The sequence below is a fragment of the Streptosporangium sp. NPDC000396 genome (assembly GCF_042898655.1).
In the GTDB taxonomy this organism is placed as follows: domain Bacteria; phylum Actinomycetota; class Actinomycetes; order Streptosporangiales; family Streptosporangiaceae; genus Streptosporangium.
On record NZ_JBIAZA010000009.1, the window covers coordinates 32036 to 58279 of the forward strand.

The 26244-nt window shown below is 70.6% G+C and carries 21 protein-coding genes; 4 read left to right on the forward strand and 17 right to left on the reverse strand.

Translation table 11 applies throughout. The annotated features are described in order from the left end of the window. Positions 1–116 precede the first annotated feature (116 nt). From ACFY2X_RS16145 to ACFY2X_RS16155, 3 genes are all read right to left on the reverse strand, one after another. A complete protein-coding gene (locus ACFY2X_RS16145; RefSeq protein WP_389938651.1) occupies positions 117–1016 on the reverse strand; it encodes a hypothetical protein in 900 nt (299 codons plus the stop codon). 2 nt (positions 1017–1018) lie between these two features. Further along, positions 1019–3592, reverse strand: coding sequence for a DUF6493 family protein (locus ACFY2X_RS16150; protein ID WP_389938654.1), 2574 nt, complete (start codon positions 3590–3592; stop codon positions 1019–1021). Between the two features lie 277 nt (positions 3593–3869). After that, the gene (locus ACFY2X_RS16155; RefSeq protein ID WP_389938656.1) at positions 3870–4295 is read right to left on the reverse strand and encodes a VOC family protein; all 426 of its coding nucleotides are present in this window, start codon (positions 4293–4295) and stop codon (positions 3870–3872) included. 221 nt (positions 4296–4516) lie between these two features. Here ACFY2X_RS16155 and ACFY2X_RS16160 point away from each other — a divergent pair, with 221 nt between their 5' ends. Both ACFY2X_RS16160 and ACFY2X_RS16165 read left to right on the forward strand, forming a co-directional pair. Next, entirely contained in the window at positions 4517–5509 is a 993-nt protein-coding gene (locus ACFY2X_RS16160; RefSeq protein WP_389938659.1) for a helix-turn-helix transcriptional regulator, read from the forward strand. 246 nt (positions 5510–5755) lie between these two features. Beyond that, positions 5756–5950 carry a DUF5999 family protein gene (locus ACFY2X_RS16165; protein WP_389938662.1) on the forward strand — a complete coding sequence of 65 codons (195 nt, stop codon included), beginning with the start codon at positions 5756–5758 and terminating at the stop codon, positions 5948–5950. Positions 5951–6008: 58 nt separating this feature from the next. Here ACFY2X_RS16165 and ACFY2X_RS16170 read toward each other — a convergent pair whose 3' ends face one another. The 6 genes from ACFY2X_RS16170 to ACFY2X_RS16195 form a co-directional block, all read right to left on the reverse strand. Then, positions 6009–8090: an ATP-binding protein gene (locus tag ACFY2X_RS16170; protein WP_389938663.1), complete on the reverse strand. Its 2082-nt coding sequence runs from the start codon at positions 8088–8090 to the stop codon at positions 6009–6011. Positions 8091–8103: 13 nt separating this feature from the next. Then, positions 8104–8367 (reverse strand): hypothetical protein, encoded by a 264-nt coding sequence (locus tag ACFY2X_RS16175; protein ID WP_389938666.1) that lies wholly within the window; start codon positions 8365–8367, stop codon positions 8104–8106. Between the two features lie 75 nt (positions 8368–8442). Further along, on the reverse strand, positions 8443–8751 hold the full coding sequence (locus tag ACFY2X_RS16180; protein WP_389938669.1) for a hypothetical protein: 309 nt from the start codon (positions 8749–8751) through the stop codon (positions 8443–8445). Between the two features lie 202 nt (positions 8752–8953). Next, the gene (locus ACFY2X_RS16185; RefSeq protein WP_389938672.1) at positions 8954–10099 is read right to left on the reverse strand and encodes a substrate-binding domain-containing protein; all 1146 of its coding nucleotides are present in this window, start codon (positions 10097–10099) and stop codon (positions 8954–8956) included. Between the two features lie 51 nt (positions 10100–10150). Next, the gene (locus ACFY2X_RS16190; protein ID WP_389938675.1) at positions 10151–11275 is read right to left on the reverse strand and encodes an ABC transporter permease; all 1125 of its coding nucleotides are present in this window, start codon (positions 11273–11275) and stop codon (positions 10151–10153) included. Then, entirely contained in the window at positions 11272–12819 is a 1548-nt protein-coding gene (locus ACFY2X_RS16195; protein ID WP_389938678.1) for a sugar ABC transporter ATP-binding protein, read from the reverse strand. The genes ACFY2X_RS16190 and ACFY2X_RS16195 overlap by 4 nt, the downstream gene beginning before the upstream one ends. A 392-nt stretch (positions 12820–13211) precedes the next feature. Here ACFY2X_RS16195 and ACFY2X_RS16200 point away from each other — a divergent pair, with 392 nt between their 5' ends. Both ACFY2X_RS16200 and ACFY2X_RS16205 read left to right on the forward strand, forming a co-directional pair. Next, on the forward strand, positions 13212–14156 hold the full coding sequence (locus tag ACFY2X_RS16200; RefSeq protein WP_389938681.1) for a cyclase family protein: 945 nt from the start codon (positions 13212–13214) through the stop codon (positions 14154–14156). A gap of 102 nt (positions 14157–14258) precedes the next feature. Next, positions 14259–15176 (forward strand): NAD(P)-dependent oxidoreductase, encoded by a 918-nt coding sequence (locus ACFY2X_RS16205; RefSeq protein WP_389938684.1) that lies wholly within the window; start codon positions 14259–14261, stop codon positions 15174–15176. Between the two features lie 41 nt (positions 15177–15217). Here the strand turns inward: ACFY2X_RS16205 and ACFY2X_RS16210 are convergent, their stop codons facing one another. The 8 genes from ACFY2X_RS16210 to ACFY2X_RS16245 form a co-directional block, all read right to left on the reverse strand. After that, complete coding sequence (locus tag ACFY2X_RS16210) at positions 15218–17518, reverse strand: ATP-binding protein (protein ID WP_389938687.1); 2301 nt, start codon at positions 17516–17518, stop codon at positions 15218–15220. A 596-nt stretch (positions 17519–18114) separates the two neighbouring features. Then, positions 18115–19266 (reverse strand): M6 family metalloprotease domain-containing protein, encoded by a 1152-nt coding sequence (locus ACFY2X_RS16215; protein ID WP_389938690.1) that lies wholly within the window; start codon positions 19264–19266, stop codon positions 18115–18117. A gap of 13 nt (positions 19267–19279) precedes the next feature. Beyond that, a complete protein-coding gene (locus ACFY2X_RS16220) occupies positions 19280–20515 on the reverse strand; it encodes an alpha/beta fold hydrolase (RefSeq protein ID WP_389938692.1) in 1236 nt (411 codons plus the stop codon). Between the two features lie 69 nt (positions 20516–20584). Further along, positions 20585–21559, reverse strand: coding sequence for an ABC transporter ATP-binding protein (locus ACFY2X_RS16225; protein WP_389938695.1), 975 nt, complete (start codon positions 21557–21559; stop codon positions 20585–20587). Continuing rightward, positions 21556–22353 (reverse strand): ABC transporter ATP-binding protein, encoded by a 798-nt coding sequence (locus ACFY2X_RS16230; protein ID WP_389938697.1) that lies wholly within the window; start codon positions 22351–22353, stop codon positions 21556–21558. The genes ACFY2X_RS16225 and ACFY2X_RS16230 overlap by 4 nt, the downstream gene beginning before the upstream one ends. Further along, positions 22350–23345, reverse strand: coding sequence for an ABC transporter permease (locus ACFY2X_RS16235; protein ID WP_389938700.1), 996 nt, complete (start codon positions 23343–23345; stop codon positions 22350–22352). The genes ACFY2X_RS16230 and ACFY2X_RS16235 overlap by 4 nt, the downstream gene beginning before the upstream one ends. Next, positions 23342–24265, reverse strand: coding sequence for an ABC transporter permease (locus ACFY2X_RS16240; RefSeq protein ID WP_389938703.1), 924 nt, complete (start codon positions 24263–24265; stop codon positions 23342–23344). The genes ACFY2X_RS16235 and ACFY2X_RS16240 overlap by 4 nt, the downstream gene beginning before the upstream one ends. After that, positions 24262–25935 (reverse strand): ABC transporter substrate-binding protein, encoded by a 1674-nt coding sequence (locus ACFY2X_RS16245; protein ID WP_389938706.1) that lies wholly within the window; start codon positions 25933–25935, stop codon positions 24262–24264. The genes ACFY2X_RS16240 and ACFY2X_RS16245 overlap by 4 nt, the downstream gene beginning before the upstream one ends. Between the last annotated feature and the right edge of the window lie 309 nt (positions 25936–26244).

Genomic DNA, 26244 nt, shown 5'->3' on the forward strand with positions numbered 1-26244 from the left:
CGATGTGGGCAACCTCGATCCAAGCCCCGGTGAGGTCCCTGTCAACGCTTGTCTGCTCCGGCGATCGCATGCCAAGGGCACCAGGCTCCGGGCTCCGGTGGGGTGCGGCTATCGGTTTAAAAGCCGATCAGCTCCGGTGCCTGGGCGACGGGTCGCAGCATGCTGGGCAGGGCGGCGCGCAGCTCGCTGATCGTCTCGGGCGGCAGGTCAAGATGGACCTCAAAGGCGATCTCGGTCTCCAGCGTGTCGGCGGCCTCAGGGGTCAGCTCCAGCCGGAGCGCTGCGCCGTCCAGCGTGATGGAGCGCACGCCCTCGCTGGTGCCGTGCATGTCTCGGCGTGCCACCCAGTAGACCCCCTGGTAGCACGTCACCACAAGGTGCTCGGCCTCAGGCTCGTCGACCTGCTCCACCAGGTAGACCATATGCTGGCCGTGCTCCTGGTCCTGTTCCTGGTAGAAGGCGCGGGCGGTCATGGTCGTGGCCGGGAGGTAGGCCAGTTCTCCGGTGATCGGCAGCGGCGGCGGCCGGCGGTCGCCGGGGTGGTCGTGCCACCGGTCGTAGTGGTCGCCGTACGTGGTGGGCAGCCCGAGGGGTGCGGCGGTCGGCAGCGCGGCCAGCAGCCAGCCGGGCGGCTCCTCGCGGGGGAATGTGGTCAGCTCTGCCAGCGCCGCCAGGGCCGGCACGTCCTCGAACGGCGGTGCGGAGGAATCGACGCGGCCGGTGTAGCCCCTGCTGCCGGGTGAGAACACCAGTTCACAGGTGAACCAGGTGCCTGCGTCGGCTTTGCAGGACAGCTCGCGAAGGCGCTGGAACGGCTCCTCCATGCCCTTGGCGGCGATCTCGCGACCGTCGCGGGTGACGGTGGTCAGCGCGTGCGTGCCGACCTGGGCACGGCGTACGACGAGCCGTGACCAGCCCGGCGTGGCGGCGACGCGGGCGAGATCGCCGATCGCCATCCGCATGTCGTGACCCTCGTCGTGCCGAGAGCGCCAGTGCCTGGTTCGCTCGGACTCCATGATCACCCTTTCTTGTCGGTGCCGTCGGTGAGCCGGTCGTGCAGCCGGCGGATCTCGCGGAGCAGCCCGCTGCTTCCCTTGCGGGCGGCCATGGCGCGCACCTCGGGGATCTCACCGCGCGCGTCGCACCACTCGGCGACCGCGATGGCGAGCGTGACGAATCCGGCCAGGCCGTTGCGCGGGCGCTCGCCCGGCGCGGGCAGCAGTGCGGGCAGCGCCGCGGCGGCGATCCGCCACACCTGCGCGTGGGCGCCTTGCCTGGCCGCGGCGTCGAGCGCGGCGACCATGTCGATCATTCTGACCTCGCCGCTGGCCACGAGGAGCCCGATCTGGCGGCCGATCTCGGCTGCGGGAAGTTCGTCCCGTGCGGTGACTTCCAGCAGTACGTCGACCGACTCGGGCATTTGCGGGTCGCCCAGGACGCGGGCGAGCACCGCCGAGAACGCCGCTCCGGCCGGCCCCTCGGCCCGGGCCAGAGCGCGGGCCGGCTCCGGCCCGACGGGGGATTCGCGCCAGAAGCGCCTGAGCACGTACGGCATGAGGTACGCGGCGGCGACCTCGCGGTGTGAGGGCAGCATCGAGGGCCACCATTCGCGGTGCTCGGCCTGGGCCCAGTGCTGGGGGACGCCGAGTATCAGGTCGACCAGGGGCAGGCCGACGGGTGCGGTGGTGGCCGTCGGCACCAGGCGAACATTATGGTGGTGGCTCCGGTCGTGCCAGTCGTGGTCGCCGCCGTCGCTTCCGCAGGTCCATTCCAGCTTGATCTCGACCTCCGGGCAGGTCCATGCGGCGAGGATCCTGCCCGCTGCGGACGTCAGGCGGGCCGCCCTCTTCTCGGCCTCGGGGTCTGGGGTGCGCGGCAGGCGCAGCAGCGCCTGTTGGAGGTCGGCGGCCGGCGGCTTGGTCCCGGCCGCCTCGATGATCTCCAGTCGCCGGACCAGCTCGGCCGCCGCCACGTGCCCTGTGCTGTGCGTGGGCGTGGCCAGCAGCAGCGGCGGGAGGGTGTCCTCCTCGACGGCCCGTAGGATCTCGGCCGCGCGGTGCAGTAGGAGCCGATGCGGGGCGGCCAGGGTACCCTTCGGCATGAAACGCCGCCAGGCGCCCCGGATGGGCGCGGTCGCGGTCAGGGAGCGGGCGGCGCCCCAGAGCCACTGGTCGGCCTGCCCCCAGCCCCAAGCCTCCTGGCGATACTCCGGCCGGTCGGGCCCATCGAGCAGCAGGGGGCGCATCACCGCCACCACGCCCGCCCGGTCGCGGCCGACGAGTGTGACGAAGCCGGCGAGCAGCCGCTCCCACGCGTGCCAGGAGCGTGCCCCCTCCGACATCAGCTGATTGAGATCCTCGACGGACTCGATCGGTGGTGCGAGGCTGTGGGCGCGTTCGGGCGCGGTGGGCAGTGGCGGCGGCACGAACGCGGGCTCGGCCTTGGCCACCGTGCCGCCCGCGAATGCCATGGCGGCCCGGTGGCCAAGATGGGGCGCAAGCAACTCGACCGCCTCGCGTACGGCGGCGCGCCCCTCCTCGCTCATGCCGCCCACGTGGGCGAGGGCCAACTCGACGGCCCTTTCCTGAAGTTCGGCGGAGTCGGTGGCGAATGCCCGGGCCAGCGGTGCGGCGATCACGTCGGCCAGCGCGGGCGTATGCCGTACGGAACGGTCGAGCCACGACAGCCCGGCGCGCACCAGCTTGCGCTCGGAGCGGAACAGCAGCGACTCCCACACCTCGGCGAGGTCGTCGGCGGTGAGATCGTCGCATGCGCGCAGGCGCTTCATGGCCAGCTCGGCGACCGGGCCGGGGGATGCGGCCAGCAGGCGCAGGTAGTCGCGAGCGTGGGAGGTCACCTCGGCGGGCGAGGGGTCCAGCGCCTCATGCAGGCGCACGAAGAACCGCAGGTCGTTGGCCGTGCCACCGAGCAGGAAGCGGCGTACGCAGCCCTCGATCAGCACCTCGCGCTTCACACGGCCCGCCTTGACTAGCCTCAGCAGCGCGCCCAGCCAGCCCTCGAGCGGCTCCCTCTGCAGCATCCGGCCCACGCCCTCGGCCTCGAACAGGCGCGGCAGCAGGTGGTCGAGCAGCGGGTCGTCGCCGAGGCGCGACGGCTCGCGGTCCACCCAACCGGCTACCAGCGGGTCGTGCGGTGGCGGCTCGATGCCGGTCTCGCGGAGCAGAGCCAGGGCGAGTGCCATGCCACGGTCGTCGAAGACACGCATGCGCAGCACCAGCCGTTCGGCCAGGTCGGCGCGCCAGGCGGCGGGCCGGTCGGCGAGCACCGCCAAGATGAGGTCCGCGTCGTTGTCGGGGCCGGCCCACTGTGGCGCGAAGTCGCGCCGGTACAGCCAGGATGCCACGGCCGCCGCGCCGCCGAAGGTGGCGGCGCCCGCCACCCGCAGCGCGACCCCGTAGTCGACCAAGCCGTCGTCCCATGGGTCGAACCGGCCTTGCAGTTCCTTCAACAGTTCCGGTAATCGAGCCGCGACCTCCTTGCGGCTCTCATGGTCCAGCGCCTTGACCTTCTTGGCGAGCCGGTCGGCGTGCCGCGCCTCGATCAGTTTCCTGATCTCGCCCCAGTGATCCATGGCGAGGACGCTAACCAGCCGCGCCGACATTTTCGGCTGCTTCGGAATCCCGCGCGGTGGGCTGAGACAGTGGCGCGGTGCCACAGCCGCGAATAAAACGGCGGCAACCAGGGCTCCTGGTCAGGGCAGAGGCGGGAAGCACGCATTTGCGGCGTTGCTTCCCCCTCCCCTCCGCGCCTTATGGGCTGATTCATGCATAATTTTACTTATGCTGCATTCAGCATCCGCCCTCCCGCGCTTTGTGTAGTGGGGCGGCTGCCCGCCCAGGACCCGGAGGTCAGGACGCGTTGTCCTCGCCAACGACGTCCACGACCCACGTGACGCCGAACCGATCCTTCAGCATCCCGTAGAGGGGCGCCCACTGCGCGGGCCCCAGCGGCTGCAGGACGATCGCACCCTCGGAGAGCTTCTCCCAGTACGCGGTGATCTCCTCAGCCGCTTCGCCCCGGAGTGAGACGAAGAACGCGTTCTCGCCCTGATCCCAGGGCAGGCGCGAGGGCACGTCGTAGGCCATCACGCGAAAGCCGTTGCCGGCGGCCACCTGGCCCCACATCACCTGGTCGGCCTCGGACGCCTCCTGGACGTTACCGGCGTCCTTGTACGTGACCACGGCCATGTCCCCGCCGAACACGGACTGGTAGAACGTGAGTGCCGCGCGGGCGTCACCCCGGAAGTTCAGATGGGTCACAACATTGACGGACATCATGCGGTCCTTTCGATTCCTGTCATCTGGGCGGTCCTACGCGTCGCCGTCGTCGTCCGGCGGCCCGTGCTGACCGCAGGGCCGGTTCGCTGTGACAGCGGGAACCTGCTCCCCCGCCGCCGATGACGATCACGGGGATCGGCCCGCCCGGCCTCTGCTCGTGACTACAGTGACAGGAGAAGCGGACAGGATGTGGCCGCTACCTGGGGCAATATGGGGCCATGCCGAAAACTTCAGCGCGGCTGCTGGCGCTGCTCTCGTTGCTCCAGGTGCGCCGGGACTGGCCGGGGGTGCTGCTGGCCGAGCGGCTGGGCATCAGCCCGCGTACCGTGCGGCGTGACGTCGACCGCCTGCGCGAGCTCGGCTATCCCATCGTGGCGATCAAGGGCCCCGACGGCGGGTACCGGCTGGATGCCGGCACCGAACTGCCCCCGTTGTTGTTCGATGACGAGCAGGCCGTGGCTCTGGCCATCGCACTCCAGTTCGCCACCACCGCAGGGGCGGGCATCGAGGAAGCCGCGGCGCGTGCGCTGAACACCGTACGGCAGGTCATGCCCGCCCGGCTGCGCCACCGGATCGACGCCCTCCAGGTCACCGCCGTCGAACAGCCCGCGATCCGGCCCACCCCGCAGGCCGACAGCAGTGTGCTCACGGCACTCAGCGCCGCCGTCCACGCCCGCGAGGTGCTGCGCTTCGACTACACCCCCGCATCCAGAGGAGCGGCGGACGACGACGGCGCGCAGGCTCCGCCGCGCCGGGTGCAGCCCCACCATCTCGTCACCTGGGGCGGGCGATGGTATCTCGTCGCCTGGGATCTCGATCGCGAGGACTGGCGTACCTTCCGTGCGGACCGGATCAGCCCGCGCACCCCTGCGGGACCCCGTTTCACCCCGCGCGAGCTGCCCGGCGGCGAGGTGGCCGCCTTCGTGGCCGGCCGCTTTCGGGGCGCGGACGGCTCTGGCGACTGGCCGTGCGTCGGTGAGGTGATCCTCGACCTGCCCGCCGCCACCGTGTCCGGCTACACCCGCGACGGGGTCGTCGAGGAGGTCGGCCCGGATCGCTGCCGGATCGTCCTGGGCTCGTGGTCATGGGTCGGCCTGGCCGCCGCCATCGGCAGGTTCGGCGCCGACATCGAGGTCGTCGGCCCGGCCGAGCTCAAGGACGCCTTCGCCCACCTGGCCCGCCGCTACGCCAACGCCGCCGCCGGCGATTGAGGACGACAGCCCCAAGGCGGTCGCCGAGCGGCCACCCGGAGCCTCAGTGCTCGACGCCCTGCGCGAGCACTACCGGGCCCAAGCCGCCCACCCCGGATACGCACCCTGCCATGGACCGGATGCACTACCTACTGCGGAACGGGTATGAATACGGGGGTTTATCCCGTCTTCTTCGCACTCCCCCGAAGGCATGCTGAATTCTTGAACAGCCCCTGCCGAACCCAGCGAAGATCGAAGGTACAAGCCATGTGTAAGCACCAGCCCACGTGCCCGCCCGCAAACGCCCCCAACCGCGAGGCCGCCGCACTCGTGGCCTTCCACCCAGAGCAAGGATGGGGCCTGCTCTGCAACGGCGTGGTGCTCTTCGAAGACACCGGCGAACTACTTCCGGACGGAAGCAGCATCCCCGCACACCGCACCCCATGCGGGCAAGCAGCATGAACCCGCTGCCATACCGGCCCCAGCGCAGAAACGACAAGAACACGACCCAGCAGACCACTCAGCAACCCTGATCATCCTCGATCGCGTATGTGACGGCGCGATCCAGCCCGAGCTGCGCCCCACCACGAAACGCCGCGGCGAACGCCCGCTCCCCCAGCGCCCGACGCGCCTGCACGTCACATTGCTCATGCGCCCGCACATGCGGCCACAACCGGGTCGGAGAGGCCCCCATCGTCTGCCACAACGCATGAGCCGTACCGAGCATCCGGGCAGCCCGCTCATGCCGCCCCCGCGCCCCGGCGGTCCACGCCAGCACCTCAAGACACTGGGTGAGCCCCCACCTGTCGTTGATCGCACTTCTGAACGCGGCGGCCTCCCGCATGAGAACCTCCGTCCGGCACCAGTCCCCCTGATTCCACGCGGCGACACCAAGGGCGAACAAAGCGTAAGCACGCGACACCTGCGCATTACCGGCCTCACATATCGCCAGGAACTCCTCCCCGAACGCGGCCGCACGGTCCGGCGCCTCAACCGAGCCGTAAGTGGCGGCGTAGAAAAGATTGACACCAACGGCGTCCAGATCACCACAGGCCCGATGACGGGCCCGCGCGTCCTCCAGAAGCATCAGCCCACGCCAGGTGTCACCAGCCGAGAAAGCCGCGATACCAGTGGTCTGAACGGCGAACGCGAGAGCCGGCTCATCCCCCAGCCACCGGGCCAGCGCATGACACTCCTCAAGCCGCGGCCCCGCCGCGGCCAAATCCCCCTGATGGAGAGCGAGCAGACCGTCCACCCACAAAGCCTTGACACGGGCGGCGTTCCCCTCCGGAACAAGCCCAAGACCACGCTCCAGCCAATGCCGGCCCTCCGTGAACGAACCGGCGAGAATCCAGTTGGCCCACAACATCGAAGCGATCTCCAACCCCGTCGGCGCCTCCCCCGGCACCACAAGACACAGATCAAGCGCGACACGCACGTTGGGAAGCTCCACCTGCAATGTCCGATACCGCTCAAGCTGCTCAGGAATGAGCCGATCCAGCCGGTGCCGCTCAACCAGACGCCGATAGTGATCGATGTACCGCAGCCGCAACGACCGCTCCTCGGACACCGTCAGCCGCTCGCGCCCATAGGCACGAACGCTGTCCAGCATGTGATACCGAACCTCCGTCTCCCGCCGCTCACCGGACAGGATGGACTTGTCCACCAACCCGGCCACCAGATCGAACACCTCATCGCGATCAATCCCGTCCCCGGAACAGACCGCCTCGACGGTCTCCAGGCCGACACCACCCGCAAAGATCGACAACCGGCTCCACAACCGCCGCTCAGCCGGCGAGCACAACTCAAAACTCCAGTCCATGGTCGCCCGCAGCGTCTGATGACGCGGCAACGCGGCCGGGCTCCCCCCGGTCAGCACCTCGAAACGCCCGTCCAGCTCCTCCATCAGCCGCTCCACCCGCAACGTGCGCAACCGCACCGCGGCCAGCTCGATCGCCAGCGGAATCCCATCCAGGCGCTGACACAACCGCGCCACCGCCGCGGCATTGGCCGCATCCACCGCGAACCCCGGCCGCACACTCGCCGCCCGCTCCACGAACAGACGCACCGCCTCCCGCCGGGCGATATCACGTACGGCATCGCCGGGATGCGGCACCGACATCGACGGCACCGACATCACCTGCTCCCCCGCCACCCCCAGCGTCTGCCTGCTGGTCGCCAGGACCCGCAGCCGGGGAGCGCCACGCAGCAGCCCGTCCACCAAACGAGCACACTCCTGCAGCAGATGCTCACAGTTGTCCAGCACCAGCAGCACCCGCTTGTCCAGCAGATAGTCCACCAGCATGGTCATCGGCCGCGATCCCGCGTCACGCAGTCCCAGCGCCGCCGCCACGGTCGGCTCCAGCAGATCCCCATCCTCCAACGTGGCGAGCTCCACCAGCTCGACCCCGTCCCGAAACGACCGCCGCAAAGTCTCAGCGGCCCGCAACGCCAGCCGGGTCTTACCGACACCACCCGCACCGGTCAACGTCAGCAACCGCGTCTTCGACAGCAAACGCCGCACAGCCGACACCTCACGCCGGCGCCCGACGAAACTGGAAACCTCCCCCGGCGAGTTACCCACGATCACCACACCCGTCATCCGCGACCCCGCCCTACCCGCCGACCCCGGCGGCGATGCGGGCACGCGAGGTGAGACCAAGCTCGCTCAGGATGCGCTCGACATGCCCCCGGCGGCGCACAAGACGATCATCAGCGAACCGGGTCCCGCCGATCCCGCCCACACCGATCAGGATCACCGCGCGAGCCCCGGACAGGATGCTTCCGGCCTCGGCCACCCCCTGCCGACGCCCCGCGAAATCGGTCACCTCAACCGGCAACCCCGATGCCCGCTGCCGCGGCGAGGTGTTCAGCACCACCGCATTCATCAGCGCCTCGCGCCGACCACGGCCGGCGAATCACCACGCGCCGAAACCGCGCCGACACAACCCAGATTATGCGAACGCCGCCGCCCAAGGTGAGACGGCGGCCAGAACCGCCGCCGCCCTGCACCACCCCGCTTTGCCCGGGTGGGCGTGGATCGCGCATCTGCCGTCTCTCCGGAAGTCGAAGGCCTTGACCGCGTTCAGCATCGAGCCGAACGACAGATCCGGCCCCATGAAGTCGACCTCGGTTCCGCTCACCCGGGGCGAGCCGTCCTTGCGCAGCGTCGCCAGTATGTGGGTTTCAGCCGCCTCGAATCGAGCCCTCACCTCGGATGCGAGCTCACCGGCTTCTTTCTCGAACTGCTCCCATGCCGCCATTCCCGCAGTCTCACAGGGGGAACCGACAAAACACGGGGACCGGCTCTGTGGTGGGTCCTCTCCCCTGGGCTGCGGTCGATGAAGGGGCGGGTCACGGCCGGAGGGCCGCCCTTGTTTTTTGAAGATTGGGCCTTTAGTCCGTTTTGGGTGGTTTTGAACCTCGCCGGGCGCCTTTACAATGTAGATCAATAAGCCGAGGTCGTCACCTGCCCCAGATCTTCCGGTACGCCTCCTGGTATCCCAGCGGGTCCCACGCGGTCGTGGTCCCGACGTTGTCCACGGTCGTCAGGTGGACCGGCGCCACATAGCCGCTGTCAGGCCTCCCCGAGAAAGCGCGGTTGAACTCGTCGATGATCTGCCAGCCCTGCTCGTTCAGCGGCTCGGGCACCGTCGCGGACTGGAACTGCCTGTCACGAATACGCTGGAACGCCGAAGGATCACCGTCCCCGGCTCCCACGTTGAACGGCTCCGCGTCACCCCGCCTGCCCGCCGCGCGCAACGCCGGGGCGGCCGCGGCGAAATAGAGGTCGTTGATCGCGACAGAGTGGGTCCACCGGTCCCCGAACCGCGACAGAAGCGAGGAGACCTTCTGCGGGACGCGGATGCTGGCGTCCGCGATCGGGATGTTCTCGTAGGACAGCAGCCTGACGCTCGGGCAGGTCTCCAGCTCCTTCTTGATGAGCTGTGACTTGTTCTCGGCGAACGGAATGGAGGAGTCGGTGAGGATGACCGCGCCGGCGCGGCCTCCGGACGTGGTGATGATCCAGTCCGCGCTGATCCTCGCCACGTCCTCGACCTTCGTCGTGATGTTGGTGAACAGCCTGGGGTTCTCGCTGGGGCCCGGGACGCCGACGGCGTGCCAGCCGATGAGCGGGATACCGGCCGCGTTGGCCTGCTCGGTCTGCCCGGACGCGGAGTTCGGGTCGAATCCACCGATGACGATGCCGTCCGGCCTCAGCGTGACGGCCTGGCTGAACGCCGCCTGGATCCCCGCCGGCGTGCCCTGCCCGTCGACGACGCGCGCATTCCAGCCGATGACCTGACCGGCGTCTCGCACCCCCTTGGCGACCCCGGCGACACCCGGATTGGTCATGTCATGGGCGACGAACACGACGGTCTTGCCCGTGGCGGCCGGCGGCCCGCTGGTGGGGCCGGTCCACCGGGCGCCGATGGCGGCGGCCGTGCGGACGGCGGCCGTGGCGTTCGCGAGCGTCCGGGGGCAGCTCCCGGCCGAGCTCTGACCCACGGGAAGGGCTCCGGTCGGTTCGCCCGAACATCCCGTCACGGCGACCGTGGCGGTGACGGCCAGGACCACTACGCGGACCATGGTGTTTCGGGTGACGTACAAGGCCGCTCCTCCAGGCGGGAAAGGGAGATCGGGCGCGCCGTCTCCGGTGGGTCATCGGCCGGCGTCGGGCGGGGCTGGGGCCGATGCGGCCGACTCGGGGCCCGGAGCGGCCCGTTTCTGGCCTCTCCCGTCCGAGGACGGGAGCCCGGCCAGAGCCTGCCGCGTGGCGTCCGCCCCCGCCCTCATCCGGCGCCGCGAGGAGTAGCCCGCCAGGCCGATGGCCGCCAGCAAGGTGATTCCGTTGAACAGGGGGGTGACCCAGAAATGGGCGCCCAGCTGGCCGAGGCCCGCCAGGCCGATCGCCAGGATCACGACGGCGACGACGGTGCCGAGCGCGTTCGCCCGTCCCGGCTTGATGACGGTGGAGCCGAGCAGGGCCCCGACGAACGCGGGAAGGAGGTAGTCGAGGCCGACGCTGGGATTGCCGATCTGCTGCTGCGCGGCGAGAAGCACCCCGGCGAAGCCGGTGACCAGGCCCGAGCCGGCGAAGGCGTAGACGACGTAGCGGCGGGTCGGGATGCCCACGAGGCTCGCGGCCCGCGGGCTGGAGCCTATGACGTAGAGGTAGCGGCCGAGCGGGAGCCGTTCCAGCAGCAGCCACAGCGCGATCGCCAGCGTCAGCACATAGCAGGCCACGATCGGCAGGCCGAGAACCCTTGAGTCGTAGATCCCGGTGAACCCCGCCGGCAGGCCCTCGGGGCCGGGAACGATCCGGGCGCCGTCGGTGATCCAGCCGGTGATCGCGTAGAGGATGCTGCCGGTGCCGAGCGTCGCGATGAACGAGTCGATCTGGGCGAACTCCACGAGCAGGCCGTTGAGGACCCCGACGACTCCGCCGCCGATGACGACGGCCAGGCATGCCGGCGGCCACGGCCACCCGGATCCGGCGATGAGCTGCATCACCGCCACATGGGCGAGCCCCAGGCCGTAACCGATCGACAGGTCGAACTTGGCGGTGACGATCGGGATCATCGCCCCCAGCGCGAGGATCGCGGGGATGGCCTGGTTGGACAGGATCGAGTTGATGTTGGTCAAGGTCGGGAACGTCTCGGGAAGCGCGAGGGAGAACACCGCGAACAGCACGATCGCCAGCACCAGCAGCCCGTAGCTGCCCACGAGATGGGCGACGGGCCGAGTCGGGAAGGCTCTGCGCCGGGAAGGTCGCGCCATGGTCATGGGCCCGCCTCCCCCGTGATCGTGGAAGCGGACGAGGCCGTGTGGGCGAGCCGGGTGACGGTGAGCGCGCCGCCGTCCAGCTCGGCCGCCACGACACCGTCCACGAACACGAGTGCCCGGTGGCACACGTTCGCGACTTCCTCGAAGTCGGTGGATATGAGGAGGACGGCCAGGCCCGCTTCGGTCGCGTCGTCCAGCAGGCGGTAGATCTCGGCTTTGGCCCCGACGTCCACGCCCGCGGTGGGGTCCTCCAGGATCACGACCCGCCGGGGCACTCCGAGCCACCGCCCGACCACGACCTTCTGCTGGTTCCCGCCGGACAGCGTCGAGACGGGGGCCTCGGGCGAGGCGGGCCGTACCGAGAACCGGGAGATCAGGGCGGCCGCGGTGGACCGCTCGTAGCGCGGGTGGATCACGCTCAGCGGGGAGAACCCGCGGATCCGGGGGTTGGCCAGGAAATTCTCACGCACGGTCAGATCGAGAGCGCACCCCTCCTCCTGCCGGTCGCCGGGGACGAAGCCGACTCCGCGGCCGACCGTGCAGGCGACGGAGCGGGGCCGGTACGGCCGGCCGTCCATCAGCATCCATCCGCCGGTGAGGCGTCCGTCGCCGGCGAGGAGGCGGCCGAGCTCCACGTGCCCGGCACCGGTCAGCCCCACCATGCCGAGCACCTCACCCCTGTGGAGTTCCAGGTCGACCGGGCCCACGTTCTCGCCGCGCGCCTCGCGCAGCCGCAGGACCACGGGACCGTCCCCGCGCCTCCGGCCGGGGTGGTGGCTCCTGGTCTCGCCCCCGACGATGGCCTCGACCAGGCGGCCCGGCGTGTAGCCGGCGACCCGGCCGGAGGCGACAAGCCTCCCGTCACGCAGGACGGCGACGGTGTCGGCGACCGCGTAGACCTCATCCAGCCGATGGCTGACGTAGACGACGGCATGCCCCCGCTCGCGCAGCGCGTGAAGCACGTCGAACAGGTGGGCGCAGTCGGCCGCGGGCAGGCTGGCCGTCGGCTCGTCGAGGACGAGAAGACCGGCGTCGGCCGACAGTGCCCTGGCGATCGCCACCAGTGAACGCTCCGCTCGGGTGAGATCGGCGACGCGGGACTCGGGGTCGATGTGAGCAGCCACCACCTCCAGCGCCGCCACGCAGCGTTCCCGTACCCGCCGCCAGGAGATGAGGCCGCCCCGGCGCGCGTATCCGGTGGCGAGGGCGACGTTCTCCGCGACGGTCATGTGCTCGACGAGTCCGAGGTCCTGGTGGATGAACGACATGCGGCGGGTCGCGGCCTCGCTGCCCAGCGGGTGCCCTTCGACGGTCACCTCGCCCTCGTCGGCGCGGTGGACCCCGGCGAGGATCTTGATCAGCGTCGACTTGCCGGCACCGTTCTGCCCGAGCAGCGCCAGCACGCTGCCTCGCCGGATGTCGAGATCGACGCCGTCGAGCGCCACGGTTCCGCCGAACCGCTTTCGCAGCCCCCGGATCGTGACGAGCGGCGTTCGCGCGGGATCACGGCTCAGTCCGGCGGTGGCGGTGGAGATGCGCTCCAAAGAGCCCTCCAGACGAACCGAGTGGCCAGGTCCACCCTGGTTAGCTGTACAGCATATTGAACGTAGTTCTGAATTTTGGTCAATAAAGATAAAGATTTGCTTGGAGCATGTTCCGCGCAGATGCCCATCAGTGGCGGAAAAGCCGCGTACGCCGTTCTCACGGGAGCGGGAGGCGGATCTTCGTTTTCTTTCCCCGGTTTCAGCGGGGGGCCGGCCGGTCCGGCGTCCGGCCCGGAGGTCTCCCATGTCGCCGCAGGTGAACCGTCCGTCAGGGTCGTTCGCGGTGGCGGGTTCACAGCCCGTTATTTTGTTCGCCGTTCACCGCCATGCGCATAATGCATAAGACGCGATGACTTCACCCGGTCGCCGAGACTTTTCGGATGGAGCGCGATATGGAGAGCCTCACCTCCGCGCTGCGGAACGGCCCGCTTCTCAGCCGTGAGGAGTTCGACCGCGTGTTCGGCGAGCTCAATGCCTGGGGCCGGTGGGCGCCCGCCGATCGCGGGGCGTGGAGCCGTGTGACCGCGGAGCACGTGCGCGAAGCCGCCAGGCTGGTCCGTTCGGGCGTGACGGTGCCGATGGCCCTGCCGTGGAACACCGTTCCGGGCCCCGACAATCCCAAGCCCGCCCTGCACTACATGTCCGACCTCGGGGACGTCGAGGTGCCCGAGCCCTCGGCCCACAAGGACTTCCTCGCCGCCGACTACCACGGCAAGGCCGTCAGCCACCTGGACGCGCTGGCTCACATCGCCTACGAGGGCCGTCTCTTCGGCGGCAGGGTCGCCTCGGACGTCGTCGGCGCGGGCGGCGTGAGGTTCGGCGCCGTGGACGCGCTCGGCGTGCTCGCCACGCGCGGCGTGCTGCTGGACGTGCCCGCCGTACGGGGTGTCGGCTGGCTCGAACCCGGCGAGGCCGTCCACGCCGGGGACGTCCTGGCGGCGGAGGAGAGACTCGGCGTGCGCGTGGGCGAGGGCGATGCGGTGCTGCTCCGCTCGGGGCACGCCGGTCGCCGTCGCGCGCTCGGCGCGTGGGACTCCTCCGCCGCCAGCGCCGGCCTGCACGTGGACGCCATGCCCCTGCTCGCCGAGCGCGGCATCGCCCTGCTCGGCGGTGACGGCGACAGCGACGTCCGCCCGTCGCCCGTCCACGGCGTCCACTCGCCGATCCACGTGCTGGCCATCACCGCGATGGGCGTGCCGCTCCTGGACAACCTCGATCTCGAGGCGCTGTCCGCCGCGTGCGCCGCCGCCGGGCGGTATGAGTTCCTGCTGATCGTCTCGCCCCTGAACGTGCCCGGAGGCACCGGGTCACCGGTCAATCCGGTCGCGGTGCTCTGAGAGGACGGGGTCCGTGGAAGGTTGCCGGACCGGTGGCGGCGGGGACTCCCCCGGCCTGGACGGGCGTGACGTACGGGGCCGCGAGCGCGTGGGGGGCGAGCCGTGAACGGCGAGACCGTCGGTTTCGTCGGGCTCGGTGTGATGGGCCTGCCGATGGCCGTCAACCTCGCGCGGAGCGGCTTACGGGTCCTCGCCTGGAACCGCGGCCCGGCGATGCTCGACGCCGCCGTCCGGAACGGGTGCGCCGCGGCGGCCACCCCGCGCGAGGTCGCGGCGGGCGCGCCGACCGTCATCACGATGCTGCCCGGCCTGCCCGAGGTCCAGGCGGTTCTCGACGGGCCGGCAGGCCTGCTCTCCCCGGACTCGGTTCTGGACACGCTCGTCGTGATGGGGACCGTCGCGCCGGACGGCGTGCGCCGCCTCGGGGACACGCTCGCCCTCCGCGGCGTGAAGCTCGTCGACGCGCCGGTGAGCGGGGGTGAGAAGGGCGCCAGGGAAGCCACCTTGTCGATCATGGCGGGAGGGGAACCGGCCGCGGTCTCCCGGGTCTGGCCGTACCTGGAGGCGATGGGAAGCACCGTGCGCCACGTGGGCCCGCTGGGAGCGGGGGCTCTGGCCAAGGCGTGCAACCAGATCGTCGTCGCGGGGACCCTGGCCGCTCTGGCCGAGGCCGTGCTGCTCGCCGAGAGCGGCGGGCTGGACGTGGCCGTCCTGCTGGAGATCCTCGACGGCGGGCTCGCGGCGTCGGAGGTGCTGACGCAGAAGCGGGAGCATCTGCTGTCCGGAGACTTCCACGGGTCGGGTTCGGTGGAAAACCTGGTGAAAGGGCTTGACTTCGCCATGGACAGCGCCGTCGCCCGCAACGTCGCGCTCCCCGTGACCGCGGCGGCCGCGCGGCTCTACCGGGCCGCCGTCACCCGGGGCCTGGGAGACCTCGACAACAGCGTCGTCCTCGACGTTCTCCGGCGGCTGCCGGGCTTCGGCGCGCCTCCCCACGAGGACACGCCCCCGGCGGGCTGATCACATCCCCGGGGCGTGACGGGCCACCGGTGAAACCCGGTTCATTTCTCGCCCGTCTGCCGCCGCGAGCCCCAGATCGTGGCGATCTGCGCCCGCGAGGTGAAACTGAGCTTGCGCAGGATGTTCTCGACGTGACCTTCGGCGGTGCGCTGGGCGATCACCAGGGTCTCGGCGATCTGCTTGTTGCTCAGACCTTGCGCGACGAGCCCGGCGACCTCCCGTTCCCTGCGGGTGAGGGCGGATGCGACGTCGGATTCCGGCCGGTGGTCTCGGGTTTCCCTCACCGGCTCCTCACCCAGCGCGTAGGCGACGGCGCGATCGAGCGTGAGCTTCGATCCGTGATCGAAGATCAGGGTGAACACCTCGTCTCCGAGATCCTGCCGTAGCCGGGCCTCGTACCGGTCGTGGAAACCCGCCAGATGCCCGAGACCGGGCAGCGACGTCCCGATCGACCGCCAGACCATGTGGGCGGCGCCCAGCAGCTGAACGGCGCGCCTGTCCTGCCTCTCATCGGCCGCGATCCAGGCGAGCCCCTCCAGGCACTGGGCCATGCCCAGCCGGTCGTTCCACGGCAGCTTGAACCGCAGCGCGTCTCGCAGCATGGTGGCGGCGGTCCGGGAATCCCCGCGCCGCCACCGGCCGAGGCCGGCGATCCACAGCGCGTACGAGCCCGACCAGCGGGCGTTCTCCCGCCGGCATATCTCCAGGGATTCCTGGCAGAGCGCCTCGGATCGGAGGTCGCCCATGAGGACGGCGGTCATGGTCAGCTGGAAGAGGGCGGTCCATGCGCGTCCCCGGTAACCGAGCGCGCGGTAACGGGCCAGCGACTCCTCCAGAAGGGGGAAGGCCCGCGAGAAGTCTCCGGCGAGCAGCGCGGCGAAGCCGGTGATATTGATCGCACCGGCGAGCTGGGCCTCGTCCCCCAGCCGCTCCGCCAGCACGCGGGACTCCTCTATCAGTGGTTTCGCCGCCGCGGCGTCGCCTCCCAGCAGTACGAGCCACGCGTCGACCCACAGCGCCTTGGCCCGCGCGACGCCGGGACCGCGCTCCAGCGCCAGCGCCCGCCCCAGCCAGTGGTGACCTTCGCTCGGGGAACTCCACGAAAGCCGGTGGATCCACATCGCGGCGGCGATCTCCAGGGCGGCCCACGCCTCACCCGGCTCGTTCAGGCAGAACTCCAGCGCCGCCCGCACGTTGGCCTGCTCGTCACGGATCCGGACGAGCCATCTCATCTGGTGCTCGCCGAACCACTCGATCTCCGCCCGCGCGGCCAGGTCACGGCACCAGTCGCGGTGCCGCCGCCGGAGCGCCGTCTCCTGGCCGGATTCGACGAGCCGTTCCCATCCGTACTGGCGCAGGGTCTCCAGCATCTGATGGCGCACGCCGGAGTCGTGCTCCTTCCGCAGCAGGATCGACTTGTCCACCAGCCCCGTCATCACCCCGAAGACGTTCTCCGGGGCGATCCCGTCCCCGGAACACACCTGCTCGATCGCTTCCAGATCGCAGCCGCCGGAGAAGACCGACAGGCGTTCCCACAGCATCCGCTCCTCGGGCGAGCACAGGTTGTAGCTCCAATCCACCAGCGCCCGCAGCGTCTTCTGGCGCGGCATCACCACCGGGCTTCCCCTTGTCAGCAACCGGAAGCGGTCGTCCAGCCGATCGAGGATCTGGTCCACCGACAGGGCCCGCATCCACACCGCCGCGAGCTCGATGGCCAGCGGGATCCCGTCCAGCCGCTGGCACAGCCGCGTCACCGCCCCGCTGTTGGCGGCGGTGATCGCGAAACCCGGCAGGACGGCCGCCACCCGGTCCGCGAATAGGCGCACCGCCTCGTAGCGCGTCTCGGAGTCGGTAGATATCTCCTCGGTCACCTCCGGCACCGGCAGCGGGGGCACGTCCAGGAGATGCTCGCCCTCGGCGTGGAGCGCCTGCCGGCTGGTGGCGAGGATGCGCAGGTCGGGCGCCATACCGAGAAGCTTGCTGGCCAGGACCGCGCACTCGTCCAGCAGGTGCTCACAGTTGTCCAGCACCAGGAGCAGCCGCTTGTCCTGCAGGAACTCGGCGAAGGCCGCCAGATCGCCCTGGTTCTGGCAGCCGAGCGTGCCGGCCACCGTCTCCTCGAGCAGCTCCCCCGCTCCCAGCGGAGCCAGGTCGACCAGCCACACCCCGTCGGGGAACGTGGCCGACACCGCCGCGGCGACCCGCAGTGCCAGCCGGGTCTTGCCCACTCCGCCGACCCCGGTGAGCGTCACCATCCGCTCAGCCGCGAGCAACCGCTTGGCCTCGGTCAGCTCCTGCCGACGGCCAACGAAACTCGTCACCTCGACCGGCAGGTTTCCCACCCGCCGCCTTTGCCCCCCCATGGCACTTCCAGGCTAACACCGAAGGCGGAGCCACCGGCGGCCATATAAGGCGTCTGACGTGCGAAAACACCAAAACGATAAGCCTTGCGCCACCCCGGGCGGAGGCGGTGGCGCGACCGGGCAGGGGCGGCTACGCACACGAAACAGGTAGGGGTACGGGTGTTTATCCCGTGTCGACTCCCGTACGGCCGACGACATGCTCATCACACAGGAAGTGACTCCTCCGCTCCCCGAAGAGAGCGGCTTCTCGCTTCCCTCGGCTGAGGCAGGCGACGGCCAGGCCCTGACCGTTTCAAACAGAGGAACCGTAGTAAACCCACCGGTCACCGCACCACACCTGATGGATTCAGAAGGAGTCTCACCAGATGCGCCGAATCCGGATCAGCAGATCCCGTCCCCGCCTCAAGAGCGTCATGCCGGACCTGCGGACCCCGTCGGGGCGGCCGCTGCCGTACTGAATCCTGACCACATCCTGACCACCCGGGTCCCCCGCCGGCGGGGTGCCGGAGCCGGCAGACGGCCCCTCGGGCCGGCCCGGCACCCCGCGCGGACGCGGTTCCGCCTCCGCCGGTGTCCTAGCGGCCGGGGCGCCGCGCGACCCGCACGGTGTCTCCCCCGACCTCGATGCGCACCTTCGCCGCCTCGTCGGTGAAGACCTCCCCGGGGCCGTAGGCGCCGTCGTCGAGGGCGTGGCAGCCGGCCGGCGCGGCGGCGTCGGGTCTGGCGTCCATCACGCGGACGGGCCCCTCCCCCGTCGCCACCGCCGAGTCGACCTTGTAGATCACCATCCCGCCCGAGCACGCGCTTCCCCCGCGCGACTCGATCGCGTAGGCGCTCGTCTCGCCGGTCCTGACCACGACGAGCTTGCGCCCGCCCGGCCGCTCGACGGGGGTGAGCCGGTAGGTCCCGCCGGAGGCGGGCACGCACGCCACCTGGCCGTCGGAGATCCAGCCGAGCTTCCACGCGTGCCACGCGAAGGGCTGCGGCGACGGGCCGCTGATCAGCCCCATCACGTCCCAGCCGCCGACGAACCGGTGGTAGTCGGGCCCGGTGAAGGAGTAGAGGTCGGGCAGGCCGAAGATGTGGCCGGTCTCGTGCGCCAGCACCTTGTGCCCCCAGCGCCACATGTCCTGGCCGAACGTGACGCTCCACTTCACCTCGGCGCCGTCGGCGACCACGCCGCTCTGGGCCGGGTCCCACAGGTAGGTGGGTGAGAAGGTCACCGCCGTGGCGTTCTTCGAGGGGACGATGTAGACGATGTCGTAGGCGGAGAAGTCCACTTCGGCGTCGGCCGCGGCCACCGCCTGCTGGACGTAGAGCCGGTGCTGCTCGTAGCTGATGCCCCGGTTGAAGCCGTAGGTGGTGCTGTCCTGCGGCATCCTGAACCACTTGCGCACCGGGGTGACGCTCAGCCGCGCCCTGCCGTACGACGCGGCGGCGAGCCACCGCGGGGCGGGGGCGAAGTGGTCGGCGTACTGTTCCGTCCCGCCCTCGGCGACCGCGTCGGGGAAGTCGACGAACAGCATGACGGCCCTGATCCGGCCGGTCGCGGCGCGGAACTGCCGGTGGTCGGTGTCGTGGCCCTCGTCGGTCCAGCCGGTACGGCCGGGCAGCGCGCACCGGGCGGCGGGGGTCCCGGCGGCGGGAGCCTCGGCGGCGCGGGCGGCCGCGGGAACGGTGAGGACGGACGCGGCGAGCGCGGCCGCCAGCACTGATCGGCGCAACATGGGGGGTGTCCTTTCAGATCGCTAGTTCCATGAGACGGGCGAGCACGCGCTCGCCCGAGGCGGTGACCCCGTCGTGCTCCCACTCGTTGGTGACCCAGGCGCGCACGTTGCCGACGGCCTGAACGGTCTCCAGCGACAGGCCCGCGTCGACGTACATGTCGTCGTGGTAGACCACCGCGGCCACGGGCACCCGGTTGGCCGCCAGGCGGCCGAGATCGTAGAGCGGGGGCCAGTCCTGCACGCGGGCGAGCCGGTCGGCGGCCTCGGCGTAGGGGCGCAGCGCCGCGACCTCCTCGAACATCCAGGGGTAGATCATCTCTCCGGTGAACAGCAGGGAGTCGGCGTCGCGGCCGAAGTCGGGGAAGTCGGCGAGGGCCCGCTCGGCCGCCCAGGCGGTGGGCTTGGCGCCCTGGCCGTAGATGCTCTCCTGCAGCACGGCGAAGAGCGGGTTGCCGGTGAAGCCGGTGAGCTGCATGACCTGGTAGAGGAAGTCATCTGACAGCTCGTCGCCGTCGAAGGCGTCCTCGATGAGCCAGTGCACCCGTTCGAACCCGTTGCCCATGCCGAAGGCCAGGCCGAGTGTCCTGAACCGGTGCGGGGTGAGCAGGTCGCCGTCGGGCAGCCTGACCCCGCCCTCGTGCAGCCGGTCGAGGATGCGCCTGACCCTGCCGGTGTCGGCGGGGTAGCGGGAGTAGTACTGCCTGACCTTGGCCGCGACCCTGGGGTAGGTACGGGCGTAGACCTCATCGGCGGTGGCGGTCAGGCCGGGCAGCCCGCCGGTGACGTAGCAGGCCGAAAGCGCCTCGGGTGCCGTGGACAGGTACGTCATCGTCAGGAAGCCGCCGTAGCTCTGGCCCAGCGTCTCCCACCGCTCGGCACCGAGCCTCCGGCGGATCAGCTCGCAGTCGGCCACGATCGAGTCGGCCCTGAAGTGCCGCAGGTACGCGGCCAGGTCGCCGACCCGCCCGGGGGTGCGCGGGGTGACGGGGGTGCTGCGGCCCGTGCCGCGCTGGTCGAGCAGCAGCACCCGGTGTGTCCTGAGCGCGTGCGCGAGCCAGCCGTCGGCGCCCAGCGGCCTGGGTGAGCGGCCACCGGGGCCGCCCTGCAGGTAAAGCAGCCACGGCAGGTTCTCCCCCGCCCGGGCGGCATCGGCCACCTCGCGGGCGAACACCTCGATCGAGGGACCGGCGGGGTCGGTGTGGTCGAGCGGGACGGGGAAGACGTGGTCGGCCAGGTGAAGCCTGGTCACGGGGATCCTTTCGGCGGGTGCGGGCCCGCTCGCCGGGCTCCGTCGCGGGAGAGATCGTCGCGGGAGAGGTCAGGGAAGGGGGTCGAGAGGGAAGTGGCAGGCGACCCGATGGCCGGGCGCGCCTTCGGCCAGCGCGGGCCGCTCCAGCGCGCACCTCTCGGCCGCCCTCGGGCACCGGGTGCGGAAGGGGCAGCCGCTGGGCGGGTTCGCCGGGCTGGGCAGGTCGCCGGAGAGCACGACGCGGGACCTGGCCCGCTCGGCCCTCGGGTCGGGGATCGGCACCGCCGACAGCAGCGCGGCCGTGTACGGGTGGGCCGGGCGGGCGAACAGCTCGTCGCGGTCGGCGATCTCCACGACCGTGCCGAGATACATCACCGCGATCCTGCCGCACACCTGGCGCACGGCGCCGAGGTCGTGGGCGATGAACACGTAGCTGAGCTCGAACTCCTCCTGCAGGTCGCGCAGGAGGTTGAGGATCTGCGCCTGCACCGAGACGTCGAGCGCGGACACCGGCTCGTCGCAGACCACCAGTTTCGGGCGAAGGGCCAGCGCGCGGGCGATGCCGATCCGCTGGGCCTGGCCGCCGGAGAACTGGTGCGGCAGCCGTCCGGCGTGCTCCGGGCGCAGCCCCACCCGTCGCAGCAACTCGGCGATCTGACCCGGTTCGGGCCTGCCGCCCTGGTAGCGGAAGGGCGCCGACAGGATCGCTTCGACGGTCATGCGAGGGTTCAGCGAGGAGAAGGGATCCTGGAAGATCATCTGAAGGTCACGGCGGATCGGGCGCAGGGCGGCCTCGCCCATCGTGGTGATGTCGCGCCCGTCGAAGCGGATCGTGCCCCCGGTCGGCTCGGCCAGCCGGGTGATCAGCCTGGCCGTGCTCGACTTCCCGCAGCCCGACTCGCCGACCAGGCCGAGCGTCTCGCCCTGCCGTACGGCAAGCGAGACGTCGTTGACCGCGGTCAGGTGGCCGGTGACGCGGCGGGTCAGGGGGTGGCGCACGGGGAAGCGTTTGACCAGGCCTTCGGCTTCCAGCAGGGGGGTCACAGGGTCTCCAGGCGGTCGGGCACGGGCCGGTCGATCCGGGGGACGGCGGCCAGCAGGCTGCGGGTGTACGGCTCGCGGGGGTTCTCGAACAGCGTGTGCACCTCGCCCCGTTCGACGGCCCGCCCGCCGTACATGACGACGACCTCGTCGGCCGTTCCCGCGACCACGCCGAGGTCGTGCGTGATCAGCAGGACGGCGGTGCCGTACTCCTCGCGCAGCGTGTCGAGCAGGGCGAGGATCTGCGCCTGCACGGTCACGTCGAGCGCGGTGGTCGGCTCGTCGGCGATGATCAGTTCGGGCTCCAGGCACAGCGCCATCGCGATCATCACGCGCTGGCGCATGCCGCCGGAGAACTGGTGCGGGTAGTCGCGGACACGCCGCTCCGCTTCTGGGATGCCGACGCGTTCCAGCATCCGGACCGCGATCGCGCGTGCCTGCTTCCTGCCGGCGCGGCGGTGCGCCCGGTAGGCCTCGGCGATCTGGAAACCGACCGGGTAGTAGGGGTTGAGCGACGACAGCGGATCCTGGAAGATCATCGCCAGCCGGTCGCCGCGCAGCCTGCGGACGGCCCGCCGGTCGCCCCCGAGCAGTTCCTGGCCGTCGAACCAGATCTCGCCGCCGGTCGTGGCGCCGTTGAGCAGGCCCATCACGGCGAGGCTGGTCACCGACTTACCGCAGCCGGACTCGCCGACCAGGCCGAGCACGCGGCCTCGTTCCAGGCCGAAGGACAGGCCGTCGACGGCCCTGGTGCCGCCGAAGGAGACCCTCAGGTCCCTGACGTCGAGCAGTGTCATGCGGCCCCCAGCCTGATCCGCGGGTCGAGCACCGCGTAGAGAAGGTCCACGACCACGTTCGCGCAGACGATGAAGGCCGCGGCGAACAGCGTCACCCCGAGGATCACCGGCTGGTCCGAGCTGTTGATCGCGTCGGCGGCGAGCTTGCCCACGCCGGGCAGGCCGAACACCGACTCGGTGATCAGCGCGCCGCCGAGCAGCGCGCCGAGGTCCATGCCGAAGACGGTCACGATCGGGGTGAGCGTGGGCCGCAGCGCGTGCCGCCGCACGACGGTGCGCTCGGGCAGGCCCTTGGCCCGGGCGGTGCGGACGAAGTTCTGGTTCAGCGCGCCGATCAGCTCGGTGCGCGTCAGCCGGGCGTACATGCCCGCGTAGAGCGCGGCCAGCGCGATCCACGGCATCAGCATCGAGGCGAACCAGCCGGCCGGATCCTCCACAAGGCCGACCGCCCTCGGATACGGCAGCACTTCGAGCACGACGACGAGGAGGTACTGCAGGACGAGCGCGGTGAGGTAGATCGGCAGCGAGATGCCGCCGAGCGCCGCTCCCATCGCCGCCCTGTCCCACCACGAGCCCTTGCGCAGCGCGGCGGCCACCCCGGCGCCGACGCCGACGAGCAGCCACAGCACTGCGGCGCCGACCGCGATGGACGCGCTCACCGGCAACCTGCTGACCAGCAGTTCCCGCACGGGCACATTGGTCTGGAAGCTGAAGCCGAGGCAGGGAAAGGGACACTCGACCGCGGTCGGCCCCGTGCCGTAGGTCCGCCCGGCGAAGATGCCCCGCAGGTAGGCGGCGAACTGCTCGGGGATCGGCGCGTCGAGGCCGAGCTGGCCGCGGATCTGCTCGATCCGCTCGGGAGTGCAGGCCTTGCCGCACGCTTTCTGCGCGGGGTCGTCCGGCGCGATGTAGAAGATCGCGAAGGTGAGCGCGCAGATGACGACCAGGATCGCGGCGGCCGCGGCGAGCCGTTTGAGAAGGTAGGCGATCATCGGGTGTCTCCGAGCGCGTCGCCGACCAGGTTGAACGCCAGCACGGTGGCCAGCAGGAACAGGCCGGGAATGAGGAAGTAGACGGGATCGGCCGCGTACCAGGGCACGGCCGAGGCGATCATCTGGCCCCATGAGGGGGTCGGCGGGCGCACTCCGACGCCCAGGAAGGACAGGCCCGCCTCGGTGGCGATGTAACCGGGGATGGACAGCGTCGCCACGACCAGGATCGGCCCGGTGAGGTTGGGCAGGATCTCCCTGAACAGGATCGCCCTGCGGGTCGCGCCCAGCACCCTGGCCGCCTCGACGAACTCCCTGCCCGCCAGTGCCATGGCCTGGCCGCGGACGATCCTGCCGATGTACGGCCAGCCGAACAGGCCGAGCACCGCGACGAGCATCAGCTCGCGGTTGCCGTCGGGGGCGACGGACATGAGCGCGATCATGAAGATCAGGCTCGGGAAGGACATCAGCAGGTCCATCAGGCGGCCGATCAGCATGTCGGCCCAGCCGCCACGGAATCCGGCGACGAGGCCGAGCACGGTGCCGAGCGTGGTGGCCAGCAGGGTGGCCAGCAGCGAGATCAGCAGGGAGACGCGGGCGCCCCAGACGACGCGGGCGAGCACGTCGCGGCCCGTGGCGGGTTCGACGCCGAGCAGGTGTTCGGCGTTGATCCCGCCCCATGGGCCCTTCGGCAGGCCTCCCAGGGCGGGGTCGATCGCCTCGGGGTGGAACTCCGTGGGCGATTGGCCGGTGAGGGCGGTGATCAGGGGCGCGCCGAGGGCCATGAGCACCAGGAGCGCGATGACCGTGGCGCCGGCGGTGGCGGCGCGGTCGGACAGGACGCGGCGGGCGAGCCGGCGTGCCGGTGAGACGGCGGCGCCGGGCTCGTCCACCGGCAGGCCGGCCGCCTGGGTGAGCGTCATCGGGCGCTCTTGAGGCCGACCGTGGCGAGGTCGACCCGCCCGACGTAGGCGACGTGCCCGTAGGCGCCGGTCACGTTCGCCCCGGTCAGGAAGGCGGACTTGTCCCACAGGAACGGCACGAGCGGCGCGTCCCGCATGATCCGCGTGGCCAGTTCGCCGTAGGCGGCCGCGGCGGCGCCGGCGTCCGTCATCGCGGTGATCTCGTCGAAGCGCTTGTTGACCTCGGCCGAGTCGTAGTGCGCCCGGTTCTGGTTGCCCTGCTTGACGATGAGCCGCCCGTCCAGGACGTTCGGCAGGTAGGTCGAGGCTCCCGTCCAGTCCGGTGTCCAGCCGTCGATGACCAGGTCATGCTGCTGGCTGGCGTTGCCGACCGTGCTCCAGAACGCTGAGGAGCTGATCTCGTTGATCTTCACCCGGATGCCGGCCCGGCCGAGCGACGCCTGGATCGCCTCGCCTTGAGCCTTGCCGCCGGGCGTGGCCGGGACGTCGAGGGTGAGGTCGACGCCGGAGGCGAATCCCGCCTCGGCGAGCAGCGCCTTGGCCTTGGCCACGTCCGCCGGGTACGGGTCCTCCTTGCGGTGGCCCGGGATCGCCGGCGGCAGGAGGGTGGTCGCGATGTCGCCCGCGACGGGCCCGCCGCGCACGGTCCGCAGCGCCTCCTTGTCCAGTGCGTGGGCGATCGCCTGCCGTACCTTCACCTGGTCGAGCGGCTTCCTGCTGGTGTTGAGCGACAGGAACCTCGTGTTGGTCGATTCGCCGGTCACCAGGCGGCCCTTGAGCGCCGGGTTGGTGAGCACCTGGGCGACGGAGGCGGCGCCGATCGGTTCGAACTGCACGGCGTCGGCGTCCTCGCCCTGCCCGGCGATCATCCGCTGGTCGATCACGGCGGGGTCGAGGTTGAGGTCGATGACGATGCGGTCCGGCAGTCCCTTGCGCACGGTGTCGGTGGAACGGTCCCAGTGCTCGTTGCGGATAAGGTCGATCCGTTTCTTCGGCTCGAATCTCTCGATCTTGTAGGGGCCCGAGGAGAAGGGCCGGTTGTCGTAGGCGACCCCGGCCTCTTTGTCCTTGGGCACGGGCGCGAAGAACGGCATCGAGACGGCCGAGCCGAAGTCGGCGACCGGCCTGTTGAGCCGGAACACGATCGTCCGGTCGTCGGGCGTCTCGATCGACTTCAGCTCCTCTCCAGTGAGCGGGCCCTTGTACTTGTCACCGCCCCGCAGCCATATCCGCGCGTACGGCGGGCCCTCGGGAAACTCGGGGGCGAAGGTGCGCTCGACGCCGTACTTGACGTCCTTGCTGGTGATCGGGCGCCCGTCTTCGAACTTCACGCCCTCCTTGAGGGTGAAGGTCCAGGTTCTGGCCCCGTCGCTGGGAGTGCCGAGGTCGGTGGCCAGGTCGGGGACGATTTCACCGCCCGCGGGACCGGGCGCCGCGGCGTTGGTGGTGAGCGTGCGGTAGATCAGCCTGCTGACGTCCATCGACGAGGTGACGTAGTTGCGGGCCGGGTCCAGGTGCTCAAGGTCGATGCTGGCCAGGACATGTAGCACGCCGCCCTGAGCGCCTGCCGTGCTCTGTGGAGCCGCGGCCGTACCGCCACCCTGACCGCAGCCGCTCGCGGCGCCGGCGAGGCCGATCATGAGGGCGACCAGGGCACGTTTTCCTGACATGTCGCTCCACCTTCCGTTAAATGTCATTGCCATATGAAATGGCACACATCGTTATGGGCCTCCAGGTGGGTAGATAGTGGTCCATCCGTTCACCAGGACGAAACCCCCTATTTCCCCATAACATCGGGTTATGGGATAGCCACCCACATCGGACGTTCTTCCACTGATGAGGCGGCGGTGAAGGCGGCGGCCGGATGCTCCGGGCCGGGGGCGCGTTCATGCCAGGACATGAACACTGGCTTGACCGTCTAGGCCCGGGTCCGATACCCGGACCTGCGCACCCTGGCGGCCAGCGACCACGTCAGGTTC